General features: G+C 67.5%; 17 protein-coding genes. 8 read left to right on the top strand and 9 right to left on the bottom strand.

Translation table 11 applies throughout. From position 1 onward, the window contains the following. Positions 1-79 precede the first annotated feature (79 nt). Positions 80-700 (top strand): heme ABC exporter ATP-binding protein CcmA, encoded by a 621-nt coding sequence (gene ccmA / locus GY40_RS01495; protein ID WP_038358183.1) that lies wholly within the window; start codon positions 80-82, stop codon positions 698-700. After that, positions 697-1,365, top strand: coding sequence for a heme exporter protein CcmB (ccmB, locus tag GY40_RS01490; RefSeq protein ID WP_038358118.1), 669 nt, complete (start codon positions 697-699; stop codon positions 1,363-1,365). The genes ccmA and ccmB overlap by 4 nt, the downstream gene beginning before the upstream one ends. On the opposite strand, the gene GY40_RS01485 is transcribed toward ccmB, so the two are convergent. Next, a complete protein-coding gene (locus tag GY40_RS01485) occupies positions 1,353-1,589 on the bottom strand; it encodes a hypothetical protein (RefSeq protein ID WP_113254767.1) in 237 nt (78 codons plus the stop codon). The genes ccmB and GY40_RS01485 overlap by 13 nt on opposite strands. 294 nt (positions 1,590-1,883) lie before the next feature. On the opposite strand from GY40_RS01485, the gene GY40_RS01480 reads away from it, so the two are divergent. From GY40_RS01480 to GY40_RS01470, 3 genes are read left to right on the top strand one after another with little or no spacing between them, the layout of a single operon-like run. Beyond that, on the top strand, positions 1,884-2,645 hold the full coding sequence (locus GY40_RS01480) for a heme ABC transporter permease (RefSeq protein WP_038358114.1): 762 nt from the start codon (positions 1,884-1,886) through the stop codon (positions 2,643-2,645). Next, positions 2,642-2,830, top strand: coding sequence for a heme exporter protein CcmD (gene ccmD / locus GY40_RS01475; protein ID WP_038358112.1), 189 nt, complete (start codon positions 2,642-2,644; stop codon positions 2,828-2,830). The genes GY40_RS01480 and ccmD overlap by 4 nt, the downstream gene beginning before the upstream one ends. Continuing rightward, on the top strand, positions 2,827-3,456 hold the full coding sequence (locus GY40_RS01470) for a DsbE family thiol:disulfide interchange protein (RefSeq protein ID WP_081925055.1): 630 nt from the start codon (positions 2,827-2,829) through the stop codon (positions 3,454-3,456). The genes ccmD and GY40_RS01470 overlap by 4 nt, the downstream gene beginning before the upstream one ends. A 117-nt stretch (positions 3,457-3,573) precedes the next feature. On the opposite strand, the gene purQ is transcribed toward GY40_RS01470, so the two are convergent. The 4 genes from purQ to purC all read right to left on the bottom strand — a co-directional run bounded on the left by purQ (position 3,574) and on the right by purC (position 6,082). Beyond that, positions 3,574-4,266, bottom strand: coding sequence for a phosphoribosylformylglycinamidine synthase subunit PurQ (purQ, locus tag GY40_RS01465; RefSeq protein ID WP_038358110.1), 693 nt, complete (start codon positions 4,264-4,266; stop codon positions 3,574-3,576). Positions 4,267-4,269: 3 nt separating this feature from the next. Continuing rightward, a complete protein-coding gene (gene purS / locus GY40_RS01460; RefSeq protein WP_038358108.1) occupies positions 4,270-4,512 on the bottom strand; it encodes a phosphoribosylformylglycinamidine synthase subunit PurS in 243 nt (80 codons plus the stop codon). Positions 4,513-4,658: 146 nt separating this feature from the next. Then, the gene (locus GY40_RS01455) at positions 4,659-5,246 is read right to left on the bottom strand and encodes a hypothetical protein (RefSeq protein WP_038358107.1); all 588 of its coding nucleotides are present in this window, start codon (positions 5,244-5,246) and stop codon (positions 4,659-4,661) included. 41 nt (positions 5,247-5,287) lie between these two features. After that, entirely contained in the window at positions 5,288-6,082 is a 795-nt protein-coding gene (gene purC, locus GY40_RS01450; protein WP_038358105.1) for a phosphoribosylaminoimidazolesuccinocarboxamide synthase, read from the bottom strand. A gap of 329 nt (positions 6,083-6,411) precedes the next feature. On the opposite strand from purC, the gene GY40_RS01445 reads away from it, so the two are divergent. Continuing rightward, the gene (locus GY40_RS01445; RefSeq protein ID WP_038358103.1) at positions 6,412-6,735 is read left to right on the top strand and encodes a DUF1476 domain-containing protein; all 324 of its coding nucleotides are present in this window, start codon (positions 6,412-6,414) and stop codon (positions 6,733-6,735) included. 197 nt (positions 6,736-6,932) lie between these two features. Then, positions 6,933-7,712 carry an HpcH/HpaI aldolase family protein gene (locus tag GY40_RS01440; RefSeq protein ID WP_038358101.1) on the top strand — a complete coding sequence of 260 codons (780 nt, stop codon included), beginning with the start codon at positions 6,933-6,935 and terminating at the stop codon, positions 7,710-7,712. 197 nt (positions 7,713-7,909) lie between these two features. Here GY40_RS01440 and GY40_RS01435 read toward each other — a convergent pair whose 3' ends face one another. Then, positions 7,910-8,554 (bottom strand): DNA-3-methyladenine glycosylase family protein, encoded by a 645-nt coding sequence (locus GY40_RS01435; protein ID WP_038358099.1) that lies wholly within the window; start codon positions 8,552-8,554, stop codon positions 7,910-7,912. Between the two features lie 97 nt (positions 8,555-8,651). On the opposite strand from GY40_RS01435, the gene gluQRS reads away from it, so the two are divergent. Then, positions 8,652-9,548: a tRNA glutamyl-Q(34) synthetase GluQRS gene (gene gluQRS / locus GY40_RS01430; RefSeq protein ID WP_038358098.1), complete on the top strand. Its 897-nt coding sequence runs from the start codon at positions 8,652-8,654 to the stop codon at positions 9,546-9,548. A gap of 33 nt (positions 9,549-9,581) precedes the next feature. Here gluQRS and GY40_RS01425 read toward each other — a convergent pair whose 3' ends face one another. The 3 genes from GY40_RS01425 to GY40_RS28105 form a co-directional block, all read right to left on the bottom strand. After that, positions 9,582-10,499, bottom strand: coding sequence for an AEC family transporter (locus tag GY40_RS01425; protein ID WP_038358097.1), 918 nt, complete (start codon positions 10,497-10,499; stop codon positions 9,582-9,584). A gap of 111 nt (positions 10,500-10,610) precedes the next feature. Further along, positions 10,611-12,626, bottom strand: a complete 2,016-nt coding sequence (locus tag GY40_RS01420; protein ID WP_081925054.1) for a M23 family metallopeptidase — start codon at positions 12,624-12,626, stop codon at positions 10,611-10,613. 313 nt (positions 12,627-12,939) lie between these two features. Then, positions 12,940-13,200 (bottom strand): hypothetical protein (locus GY40_RS28105; RefSeq protein ID WP_210166036.1); only part of this gene is annotated, 261 nt, incomplete at its 5' end.

The following is a 13,200-nucleotide window of genomic DNA, read 5'->3' as shown; positions in this document are numbered from 1 at the left end:
CCGCGGGTTCTATAGAGCAATTCCAAGAAGCGCGCTACATGAACGAAATGTGGTCGAATGCATCGGCGGCATTGCTGCCTTGACGCAAACTCCGTTCCAGGATTCGCGCCTCCGCGTCGAGAATCTCGCCTGTCGCCGCGGCGGCAGGCTGATTTTCGATGGCGTGAGCCTGTCGCTCGGCAATGGCGAGGCGCTGGCGCTGACCGGCCGCAACGGCGCCGGTAAGTCGAGCCTCATCGCCATGCTGTGCGGACGGTTGCGGCCTGATGGCGGCAGCATCCGCATCGAGGGGGCGGATGAGGCGGAACTTCCCGAGCTCAGCCACCTCGTCGGCCATCGCGACGGGCTGAAGACGGCGCTGACGGCGCGGGAGAATCTCGCCTTCGCGCAGGATCTGCTCGGCAGTCCGGCGGCGTCGCCCGAGGCGGCGCTGGAGGCCGTCGGGCTCGCCCATGTCGCCACCTTGCCGGTCGGCTACCTCTCCGCCGGCCAGCGGCGCCGGGTGGCGCTGGCGCGGCTTCTGGTGTCGCGGCGCCCCTATTGGCTGCTCGACGAGCCGATGGCGGCGCTCGATACCGCCTCGCAGGCCATGCTCACCGGGCTGATGCGCGCGCATCTGCTGATGGGCGGCGCGATTCTCGCCGCGACGCATGGGCCGCTCGGGCTGGACGAAGCGCGCGAACTCAGGATCGGGCCGTGAGACGCGCCTTCATCGCCATCCTGAAACGCGATCTGGCGCTGGCGGCGCGTGCCGGCGGCGGCGGCGAACTCGCGCTCGTCTTCTTCCTGACGCTTGTCGTGCTGGTTCCCTTCGCGCTCGGGCCGGACCTCAACCTGCTGTCGCGGATCGGCCCGGCGATCCTGTGGCTCGGGGCGCTGCTTTCCGTGCTGATCGGGCTCGACCGGCTGTTCCAGAGCGACGAGGAGGACGGCTCGCTCGAGCTGATGCGGGCTTCATCGCTGCCGCTGGAAGGGGCGGTTCTGGCCAAGGGGCTGGCGCATTGGCTGACCACGGGCCTGCCGCTGGCGCTCGTCTCGCCGCTGCTCGGGCTCCTCGTCGCGCTGCCGGGCGAGGCGGTGCTGCCGCTCTTCGCCACGCTACTGGTCGGCACGCCGGCGCTCAGCTTCATCGGCGCGGCCGGTGCGGCGCTGGCGGCGAGCCTCAGGCGCGGCGGGCTGATCGTGCCGGTGCTGGTGGCGCCGCTGACGATCCCCGTGCTGATCTTCGGGGTCTCGGCCGCGAATGCGGCGCTCGGCGGAACGGTGCCGTTCCGCACGCCGTTCCTGATCCTGGTCGCGCTGTCGCTGGCGGCGATCGTGGTCGGCACGCTGGCGGCGGCAGCCGCGCTGCGTCAGCCGGAGTGAGCGGCGCCGCGGCCGTGGTGGTCGAGCTCCACGGCGCAGCCGCATTGCGCCGCAAGCCGCGCGACCGTGTCGGCGATGGCATCGAGGCCGATGCCGCCGACATCGTGCTCGCGCTGGATTTCCTCGGCCGTCGCGTAGACGTCTACGACGAGCGACTGGCTCGCTTTCGAGCGAATCGCAAGCTCGACCTCGCGCTGGACCGCGTCGGACAAACGCATTTCCATGGTGGTCCCCCCATCGGTTCCCGACGGTAGAATGCGAGCGCTCTCCCCGCAAGCGGAGAGTTCTGAATCTGTAATATATTCAATGTGATACCGTAGGGCACGCGGTTGACGCAACGGCGCCTCTCGAGCCAAAATCGGAAAAGATCAAGCCTTCGAAGGGCTTGCCTCGGGACTGCCTGATTCGTGCGCCAGCAGCTTCGTGATGTCGCAGCGAGGCTGCGGCGCATTGCCGTGACGGGGCCGGGATTGCTATTGCTGCGGCGCCCGTGCCCGATGGCACCGTTTGCAGATGACATGGCCAGCCTGATCGACCTCGCCAACCCGACGCGCTTCATGCGCTTGTCTTCCGCGCTCCTGCCGTGGCTCGCGGGCGTGTCGGCGCTGCTGCTGGTCGTCGGCTTTTATCTCGCCTGGTTCGTGGCGCCGCCCGATTACCAGCAGGGCGAGACCATCCGCATCATGTTCGTGCATGTGCCGGCGGCCTGGCTCGCCATGATGTTCTACGCGATGATGGCTGTCTCGGCGCTGGGCACGCTGGTCTGGCGCCACCCGCTCGCCGATGTCGCGCAGAAGGCGGCGGCGCCGATCGGCGCCTGCTTCGCGCTGGTTTGCCTGGTCACCGGGGCGCTCTGGGGCAAGCCGATGTGGGGCACCTACTGGGTCTGGGATGCCCGGCTGACCTCGGTCCTGATCCTGTTCCTGGTCTATCTCGGGATCATCGCGCTCTGGCGCGTGCTCGACGATCCCTCGCGGGCGGGGCGGGCGGTCGCGATCCTGACGCTGATCGGCTTCGTCAACGTGCCGATCATCAAGTTCTCGGTCGACTGGTGGAACACGCTGCACCAGCCGGCCTCGGTCTTCCGCATGGGCGGCTCGACCATCGATGGCTCCATGCTCTGGCCGCTGCTGATCCTGGCCTTGGGTTTCACGCTCTTCGCGCTGACGCTGCACATGCTGGCGATGCGCGCCGAGATCATGCGCCGGCGCGTGCGGACCCTGACGATCCTCGAGGCCGAGCGGCTCGACCGGCTGTCGGCGCAGGGAGCGCCGGCATGACCGCGCTGGCCACGAGCCTCGGGCCGCATGCCGGCTTCATCCTCGCCGCCTATGCGGCGGTCGCCGTCGTCCTCACCGGGCTGACGCTCTCGATCATCCGCGATCACCGTGCGCAGAAGCGGGCTCTCGCCGCGCTGGAGCAGCGCGGCGCCGGGCGCCGCCGCCAGGGTGGAGAGGCGGCATGAGTTCGGCGGGCACCGAACAGCAGGCGAAGACGACGATGGAAGGCGAGGCCGCGCCGCGCCGCCGTTCGCCGCTCCTGTTCCTGGTGCCGCTGATCCTGTTCGGCGGCCTCGCCATCGTCTTCGGGATCGGGCTGTTCTCCGGCGATGCGAGCCGCGTGCCCTCGGCACTGATCGGCAAGACCGCGCCGGCGATCGCGCTGACGCCGGTCGAGGGTCTGGCGCGGGGCGGCCAGCCGGTCCCGGCTTTCGGCAATGCCGATCTGGGCCAGGGCCGGGCGACGCTGGTCAACGTCTTCGCGAGCTGGTGCGCGCCCTGCAAGGTCGAGCATCCCGTGCTCGTCGGCCTGTCGCAGACGGATGCGGTGAAGCAGGGCAAGGTCGCGCTGGTCGGGATGAACTACAAGGACGAGGCCGAGAATGCCCGCCGCTTCCTCGGCGCGCTCGGCAACCCTTTTTCGGCGGTGGGCGCCGACAAGGGCGGCCGCGCCGCGATCGAATGGGGCGTCTACGGCGTGCCGGAGACTTTCCTGATCGGTCCGGACGGGCGCATCCTCGACAAGCATGTCGGCCCGCTGGATCAGGCGGCGGCGGCGAGGCTGCTCCAGCGCGCGCTGAAAGGAAGCTGACGAACAGCCGTCATGCTCGGGCTTGACCGAGCATCTCTTCAACCGGCGCCTTCTTGTCGTGAGATTCTCGGGTCTGCGCTTCGCTTCGCCCGAGAATGACGGCTTGTGGCGCTGGTTTCAGGCGGCCTTGGCCGCGACGAGGCTCTCGAACAGGCCGCGCCCATCGGTGCCGCCGACCAGCGAATCGATCAGGTTTTCCGGGTGCGGCATCAGGCCGAGCACGTTGAAGCCCTGCGAATAGATGCCGGCGATGTTGTTGAGCGAGCCGTTCGGGTTCGCCTCGGCCGTGACCTTGCCCTGCGCATCGGCATAGCGGAAGGCAATGAGGCCCTCGCCTTCGAGGCGGGCCAGTGTCTCGGGATCGGCGATGTAGTTGCCCTCGCCATGGGCGATGCAGACGTCGATGGCCTGACCCTTGGCATAGGCGCTTGTATAGGGCGTGTCGTTGCGCTCGACCGTGAGGTGCTGGCGCTTGCAGACGAATTTCAGATGGGCGTTGCGCACGAGGATACCGGGCAGCAGCCCCGCCTCGCAGGCGATCTGGAAGCCGTTGCAGATGCCCAGCACATAGCCGCCGCGCGCGGCATGGGCGCGGGTGGCGTCCATGATATGGGCGCGGCCGGCGATGGCGCCGGTGCGCAGATAGTCGCCATAGGAGAAGCCGCCCGGCAGCACGACGAGATCGGTCCCACCAGGCAGTTCGGTATCGGCATGCCAGACATGGCTGACGGTGGCACCGGCCTGCTTCAGCGCCTTGGCGACGTCGCCGTCACGGTTGGAGCCCGGAAAGGTGATGACGGCGGCTTTCATCGGTCAGGCTCCGATCTCGACGCGGTAGTTCTCGATCACGGTGTTGGCGAGGAGCTTTTCGCAGGCGGCCTTGAGTGCCGCCTCGGCGGCGGCCTTGTCTGCGGTCGCAAGCTCGATGTCAAAGACCTTGCCCTGACGCACCGAACCGACGCCGTCGATGCCGAGCGACTTCAGCGCGCCCTCGATCGCCTTGCCCTGCGGATCGAGCACGCCGGTCTTCAGGGTGACGGTGACGCGGGCTTTCATGGCATTCTCCGAGCGCGGGCTGTTTGCGGGTGCCTTAGAGCATGTTCCGCAAAAGTGGAAACCACTTTTGCGATCAGGGCATGCTCAGCTTGCTGGTTCTGTGCGAATCGGGGCGGGCTCAGCCGTTTCCGGCGGTTTCACGTGAATCAGCGGCTGCGCCAGGCGGCTTGCGCCTCGCGCTTGGCCGCCTCGGCCTCGTCGCTGACCGCGAGCGCGACGACGAGGCGGTCGTTCTCGCGGGCGTAGAGGATTGCCGTGACGCCTTGCCGGGAGGGCGCATCCTTGGCGCGGATCGTGACGAGGACGCCCTTGGCCTCGGGGGTATCGAAACGCGCATAGTCGGTCACGCTGCGTTCCGGTGCCGGCTTTTGAGGCTTCTTGCCGGATTTGCGCTGTTCGGCTGCCTTGGCAGCCGCCTTCTCCGCCTTGAGCCGCGCGAAGGAGCGGGCGAGTTCGGCCGGATTTTCCGAGAGCGCCTGCTCCATGCGGCGGGCCTCGGCGCCCTCGAAGGAAATGACGGCGGCAAAGCCCTGGCGGGGGCAGGCGTCGCGCGGGCAGAACACCATCGCGCGGGCTTCGAGCCTGTCATTCAGCACCCAGGAGCCGATCGGCAGACGGTGCCAGCCGGCCGATGCCGGCAATTCGGCGATGCCGGCGCCGTACTGGTCGGCGCAGCCGCCGAGCAGGAGGCTCGCCGCGAGGAACAGGGGCGCGACATGAAAACGGGAGCGCATGCGCTCCCGCTTCGTCTGCGATTGTGGCCGGGTGACGGCGCTCACTGCACGAGGCGCGGGCCGCTCTGGCCGGGGTTTTCGTTCTCGCCGAGAATGCCGAGGCGCCGGGCGACTTCCGAATAGGCTTCGATCAGGCCGCCCATGTCGCGGCGGAAGCGATCCTTGTCCATCTTGTCCTTCGACTTGATGTCCCAGAGCCGGCAGGAATCGGGGCTGATCTCGTCGGCGACGACGATGCGCATCATCTCGCCTTCCCAGAGGCGGCCCGTCTCCATCTTGAAGTCGACGAGGCGGATGCCGGCGCCGAGGAAGAGGCCGGAGAGGAAGTCGTTGACGCGGATGGCGAGCGCCATGATGTCGTCGATCTCCTGCGGCGTCGCCCAGCCGAAGGCGGTGATGTGCTCTTCCGAGACCATCGGATCGTTCAGCGCGTCGTTCTTGTAATAGAACTCGATGATCGAGCGCGGGAGCTGCGTGCCTTCCTCGAGGCCGAGGCGGGTCGAGAGAGAGCCGGCGGCGACATTGCGCACGCAGATCTCGAGCGGGATGATCTCGACCTCGCGGATGAGCTGCTCGCGCATGTTCAGCCGGCGGATGAAATGCGTGGGAACGCCGATGTCGTTGAGGTTCGAGAAGATGTGCTCGGAGATGCGGTTGTTGAGCACGCCCTTGCCGTCGATCACCTCGTGTTTCTTCGCATTGAAGGCGGTGGCGTCGTCCTTGAAATGTTGGATCAGCGTACCGGGCTCCGGCCCCTCATAGAGGACCTTCGCCTTGCCTTCGTAGATGCGACGGCGGCGATTCATGGGGATGTACCGTGGCTTGAGGAAATCCAAAGGTCGGCCCTTCACTGGACGCGATGACTGTCGCGGCGGGATCTTGGCCCCTGATCGTGTCGGCCGGTTCGCTCCGGTCCGGGCGATCCGTCGGGGATCGCGGACCGGCGTCGAGCCGGTTTCTCGCTTCGCGCCGAAGGGCGCCATGCGCCTGCTATATGGAGTGTCTCGCCCGCAAACGCAACAAATCGCCTCCGGCCCCGCTGCCGGATGGCTGAAAGCCCTTAAAAGCGTCCTCGCCCGCGGCCGAGACTGGCTCTTGCCGGGGCGCCGCCCTATATGAGGGACGACGACGCCATCTCAAGCCCCGCACAGGAGCCCGACGCCGCATGACGACCTTCGACCAGCGCAAGGACGCCTTCGAGAACAAGTTCGCCCATGACGAGGAGCTGCGCTTCAAGGCTACCGCACGGCGCAACAAGCTGCTCGGACTCTGGGCGGCGGAGAAGCTGGGCAAGAGCGGCGCTGAGGCGGACGCCTATGCCAAGGCGGTCGTCGTGGCCGATTTCGAGGAGGCCGGCGAGGAGGACGTGCTGCGCAAGGTGAAGAACGATTTCACGTTGGGCGATGTCGCCGTGCCGGAGACGGAGATCCGCCGGGTGATGGCCGAGCTGCTGATCCAGGCGGCCGAGGAGATCCAGGCCGGGCGCTAGAGCTCTTTGATCCTGCATCGGCTTTTTCCGAAAACCGCGTTCCGCTTTTCGGGCCGATGCCTGGCCGCCTCCCGGTTTACGCAAGGCGAGATTGAAGCGGGCGCATGGGCGCCCGTTTGCTTTTTGGGGTGCCGCCGGTTCAGGTTGCGGACGCCCGCCATTCGTCGAGAGCGGGCTTCCAAGCGGATCACCCCATCATGGCCAAGCCCACCGTCCTGTCCTCCCTCGCCGATCGCTTCGCGAAAGGCGGGACCGTCGTCTCGGCCTGGTGCGGCCTGCCCGATCCGTCGGTCTCCGCCATTCTCGCGCAGGAGGATTTCGATGCGGTCACGCTCGACATGCAGCATGGGCCGATCACGCTCGGCGAGGTCATCCGCGCGATCCCGCTGATCAATGCGGCCGGCAAGCCGGCGATCGCCCGCATCCCGGTCGGCGAGTTCCAGAACGTCTCGAAGCTGTTCGATTCCGGCGTCTCCGGGGTGATCGCGCCGATGATCAACACCATGGAGGATGCGCGCCGCTTCGCCGCCTACTCCAAATATCCGCCGCTCGGCGAGCGCAGCTGGGGCAGCTATGGCGGGCTTGGCGCCTCCGGCCTCGACCAGAACAGCTATCTCAGGCAGGCCAACGGCTTCTCCATGACCTTCGCCATGATCGAGACGCGCGAGGCGATGGCGATCGTCGACGATATCCTGGCGTTGGAGGGGATCGATGCGCTCTTCGTGGGCCCCTCGGACCTTTCGATCGCCCTGTTCGGCGGTGCGAAGGTCGACGCGGCCGCGCGCGAGGTGGACGAGGCGCTGAAGCATGTCGTGGCCCGGGCCTCGGCGGTGAACAAGCCGGTGGCGCTCTATGCCGGGACCGCCGAGCGCGCCAAGGCCGGCCTCGCCATGGGCGCGCGCATGGTCACGGTGATGAGCGACAGCGGGATGCTGCGCGCCGGGGCTCAGGCGGCGCTGAAGGTCGCGCGCAGCTGATCTTCAGGGCTTGTCGGTTTTCGACGGAACCAGGCTGTCATCCCGGGCTTGACCCGGGATCCATGCCGGAGCGCCTTCGATAGGGCGTCGGGCACGGGTCCTGGGTCTTCGCGGAGTTTATCCTTGAGCCGATCGAAGATCGGACCCAAGGGCTCTGTCCGGGGTGAACCGCGCTCCCCTTCGAAAAGCAGCATACCCTAAGCGTTGATGCCTTCGCGCCGCTTCAGCACGGCGTAATAGGCCCAGAGCAGGCGCGCGGCGACGCCGCGCCAGGGCCGCCAGGCCTCCGCCATCGCCGCGAGCTCGGCAGGTTTCGGCCTGGCCGTGAGGGCGAAGGCATGGCGGGCCGCCTCTTGGATCGCGAGGTCGCCGGCGGCGAAGCCGTCGCGATGGCCGAGGCAGAACAGCAGATAGACATCCGCCGTCCAGGGGCCGATGCCGGAGATCGCGGTCATCTCGGCATGGACCTCCTCGGGGCTCATGCCTTCGAGCGCCTCGAAGGTGAGACGCTTTTCGGCGAGCGCCGCCGCCAGCGCCAGCAGCGTGCGCTGCTTCGGCCGGGACAGCCCCGAGAGGCGCATGTCGTCATCGGTCGCGGCCAGCAGGCGCTCGGGCGTCAGCGGCACGAAGACGCTCTCGAAGCGGTTCCAGACCGCCCGCGCGCTCGCGACGGACAATTGCTGCGAGACGATGATGCCGGCAAGCCCGGTCAGCCCGCCCTCGCGCAGCCTGAGCGGCGGCAGGCCGGTACGATCGATGATGGCGCGCCAATGCGGATGCAGCGCGGCCAGCGCGGCCATGCCTTCTTCGAGATCGGCGTTGCAGGTGATTCGTTCGGTCATGGGCTTCAGGATGGCTGGCAGGCGGGACGCCTCCCGTCAGCAGCGCTTGGCCCCGGCGGATGGCTCTTCTAGAACGGCATAGCCTAAGATCGAACCGATGGCCGCATATCCACCCGATTCCCGGCAGCCCGTCTTCCGTTTCGCGCCGAGCCCGAACGGGCGATTGCATCTCGGCCATGCCCTGTCGGCCCTGAGCAATGAGGCGCTGGCGCGGCGTTTCGGCGGGCGGCTCCTGCTGCGGATCGAGGATATCGACCTGACCCGCTGCCGGCCGGAATTCGTCGATGGCATCCTCGCGGATCTGGATTGGCTCGGTATCTGCTTCGAAGGGTCGGTGCGACGACAATCCGGGCATTTCGACGATTACGGGCAGGCGCTTGCGTCTCTGCAGGCCCGAGGACTGGTGTACCCCTGTTTCTGCTCGCGGCAGGAGATCAGGGCGGCCGTCGCTGCACGGGAGGCCGAAAATGGGAAATCCTGGCCGGTCGATCCGGACGGCGCGCCGCTCTATCCCGGTCTTTGCAAGGGGCTCGACAAGGCCGAAGCGGAGCATCGGATCGCTGCCGGCGAGCCGCATGTGCTACGCCTCGACATGGCGCGCGCCTTGGCACAAGCCGGGGATGGCCTGGGCTATGCGCTGTTCGATGAGGAGGGCGGCCGCCGCTTCGTGCCGGTGCAGCCCGCTCGCTGGGGCGATGTCGTGCTCGCGCGCAAGGATGTGCCGACGAGCTATCATCTCGCGGTCGTCACCGACGATGCCTTGCAGGGCGTCAGCCATGTCGTGCGCGGCCAGGATCTCGAGGCTGCGACGGACGTTCATGTCATGCTGCAGCGCCTGCTCGGCCTGCCGACGCCGCTCTATCATTTCCACGCATTGTTGATCGACGCCGACGGCCGCAAGCTCGCCAAGAGTCGCGCCTCCGAAAGCCTGGCGGAGTTGCGGGCGCAAGGCGTCTCCGCCGCTGCGATCAGGCAGAGGCTAGGTTTTGCCTGAAGGTCGGAATGCGGGCGGGCTCGCCGCGTGGGGCTACCCGACGCCGAGAAACGTCAGCCAGGCGGCCGTGCTGAAGAGCGACAGCAAGGTGGACAGGGTGATCGCGCTCGAGGCGTCGGCCACGCCTTGCCGATAGCGCTCCGCGAAGAGATAGGCGTTGATCCCGCAGGGGCAGGCGGCAAAGAGCACGGCGACGCCGGACCAGTGCGCCGGCATCTCGAAGATCCGGGTCGCGAGCCAGTAGACCAGCAGCGGGTGGAGGCCGAGCTTGAGGCCGCTGAGCACGGTCGGCAAAGCGAGGCCCGATTCCAGCCCGTAGCGGCGCATGGCGATGCCGAGGCTGATCAGCGCGCAGGGCACGGCCGCACCAGCCAGCAGATCGACCAGCGTCCAGAAGGGCTCCGGTATCTGCGCCACGAAGGGGCGCACGATCGAGCCGAGGATGATGCCGATGATGATCGGATGGGTGAAGAGGCGCTTGATCAGGAGCGGAATCGAGGCCGTGCGTCCTTCGGCCAGCAGGGTCGCGACCGTCATCGTCACCGGCAGATGGACGGCCAGAAGCAGGCCGAGCGGCACGGCGCCGGCATCGCCATAGGCCTTCAGGATCATCGGGACGCCGACGAAGACCGTGTTCGACTGCGCGGCGGCGAAGCCGGACACGACCAGCTCAGGCCCTTTCCGGGCGAAGAAGCGGCTGGCGATCAGCATCGCCAGAGCCCAGACCACGGCGAGCCCGGCGAAATAGGCGATCCAGTAGCCCCAGGGCTGGGTCGCCGGGATATCCGCCTTAGCCAAGGTGCGGAAGAGCAGGCAGGGCACGGCGAGGACGAAGACGAAGTCGGAGAGGCCCTCGCCGGTCGTCTCGCGCAGGAGCTTCGTCCACCGGGCGAAATAGCCCAGTCCGATCAGCCCGAAGACGGGCAGGACGACAAGCAGGGAAGCGAGCATGGGTCAGGGTCACGCCGCGAGGACAGGAAGCCGTTTCGCGGTGTCGCCTTTATCGGCTCGTGTCAACTGGCGAAAGCAGAGCGCGCCGCGTTTTGCCGGCGCGCCATGCGTTCAGCGCAACTGTGCGACGGTGCCGCCCGCCTTCTCGATCAATCCGCGGACCTCGTCGCGCTGGCGCTTGAACTCGGCCAGCGTCGGGCCCTGCAGCTCGCGCCCGCGCGGCACGCGAATCTTGAGGGGGTTCACGAAATTGCCGTTGACCAGCACCTCGTAATGCAGATGCGGGCCGGTGGAGAGGCCGGTGGTGCCGATGTAGCCGATGACCTGGCCCTGGCGGACCTTGGCCCCCGGCACGATGCCGGGGGCGAAGTTCGACTGGTGCGAATAGGTCGTGACATAGCCGTTGGCGTGCTGGATCTCGGTGTGCTTGCCATAGCCCGAGGACCAGCCGGCTTTGAGTACCGTGCCGTTGCCGGCGGCGAGGATCGGCGTGCCGATGCGGTTGGCCCAGTCGATGCCGGTATGCATCTTCGAATAGCGCATGATCGGGTGGTAGCGCATGCCGAAGCCGGAGCGCAGCTCGCCTTCCGCGACCGGCTTGCGCAGCAGGAACTTCTTCAGCGATTTGCCGTCATCGTCGAAATAATCGATCAGCCCGTCTTCCGGCGACTGGTAGCGATAGACGCGGCGGGTCTCGCCGTTGACGGTGAGGCTGGCGGAGAGGATCTCGGACCGCTCGCCTTCCTCTTCCTCGGTGTAGATCACTTCCAGATTGTCGCCGCCATGGATGCGCTGCTGGAAATCGAGATCATAGGAGAAGATGCGCACGAGATCGTCGACGAGCGGCCGGGGCAGGTCGTGGCGGGCCGCCGTCTCGTAGAGGCTCTCATAGAGCCGGGCGCCGCCGGAATCCTCGTCTTCCTCCTCGCTCTCGACATTGCGCCGCTCGCCGCGCTGGGGCGTGGCCGCCTCCGGGATGTTGACGGCAACGAAGGCGCCCTTGTCGTTCATCGCGATGATGCCGTCCGGCTGGCCGTTGGTGAGCAGCGAGACGCGCATGATCTGGCGCGCGTCGCCCGCGCCCGGTCCCGGCGCATAGAGCACCTGGAGGACCTGCCCGTCGGGCAGGGGCGCGGTCTTCACCTTGCCGCCGAAGGCGGTGATCATGGTCCGGATCTGCTCCGGCTGGGCGCCGGCGCCGCGCATCACCTGCTCGAAATTCTCGCCGCGCTTGGCCATCACCAGCTTGTCCTCGACCTCCGGCTCGCGCGAGGCCGGGATCGGGGTCTTGGGCGCATTGGTGACGTTCTCGGGAACGACGCGGACCTCGATGCCCGAAAAGCGCGTATCGGTCGCGGGCGCATAGCCGAGGATGTCGCCATTGACGGGGGCCGCCCCGGTCAAGGTGCGGCTCAGCATGAGCTGCGGCGGGATCGGCAAGGCGCGCTGGCGGCCGGAGGCGACGTTGGCGCGCTCCTCCTCGATCTGCGACACGACCTCGCTGTCGCCGAGCTGCGGCTTGCCCGGCGGAATGACGATGTCGGCGAGGTCACGCTTGACGATGGTGACGTCGGCGTCGGCGGTGTCCTGGGCCGGCTCGGCATAGCGCTCGTCCGGCTGGCCGCCCTCGGCGAAGAGCCGCAACGGGTTGAAGGGCGGGATGTTGGTGGCATAGACGCCGGTGGTCAGCGACAGGTTGGTGGCGAGCCGCACGAAGGGCCTGACGCGGATGACCTCGCGGTCTCCGACACGTTGCGACATCGGCGCGCGCATCGTGTGGCGCGCCGCGAGAACCGGCTGATCGGCGACGAGCTTGTCGGCCTTGCGGGCGCCGCCGCCGTCCCCCGCCGCCGAGGAGGCACGTACCGCGACCATCTCGGGCTGCTCGGGATAGCTGGTGTCGCCGCGCATCGCGACCAGGATCGCCGCGCCGAGCAGCGCCGCGCCGCAGGAGCCGACGAGCGCGCAGGCGAAAAGCCAGCGCAGCGAGACGCCACGCCGGTCGAGCGGCTGCTGGCGCGAATCGACCGGGAGAATGGGCGGCTCGATCCCGAGATCGACCAGCAAAGCCGCTGCCTCGGGGGCAAGCGGCTCGACCGGTTGGGCGAACTCGGGATGGGCGTTCATCGTGTGCTGTCTTGACCTTGATCGCGAACCCCGCCGGAGCGAGGCGGTCTTGAGCGCGCTCTGAACGAAGGTGTCCCGAGAACATGCCCGTGTCGGCAGCCGGAATCAATCCGCCGTGCCGTGCGCCCCTGTGCCGGCGGAATGCGGCTGTTTTGCGAAACCAGAGGTCCTCGCGCGCGCATCGCGCTCACGCACAACGCGCGCGTACCAAACAAAAAAGATGCGCGGGGCCGGGAGGGGGCGTTCCGAGGAAATCGAACAGGTCCGTCAAAAAAAGTTCATCGAGCGTGTTGACATGTCTCGGGGGTCCCGCCTATAAACCGCCCATCGAGACGGCGCCGCCGCTGAGCGGCGCCTCTTCTGCGCTTCCTAAGGACGCTGGGGCTGAGGCCGGTTCGCCGGATGAAGTTCTGTCGGTTTTGTAGAAGCTGCCGCTGTTTGAAAATTGAAGATAGAAAGAGAAACGTGGACGGCGGGGTTCTTGCGGATCCGGGCTACGGCCTGGATCGAACGAGACTTCGGTGTGCTGCGTTTTAACAAGAACCATTTGCCTGGTTGGTTGAGCGAAAGCTTG

The organism is Allobosea sp. UNC402CLCol, assembly GCF_000745475.1.
Taxonomy (GTDB): domain Bacteria; phylum Pseudomonadota; class Alphaproteobacteria; order Rhizobiales; family Beijerinckiaceae; genus Allobosea; species Allobosea spartocytisi.
Note: the sequence above shows the minus strand (reverse complement) of the source record. Positions and strands in the feature narration are given on the sequence as shown.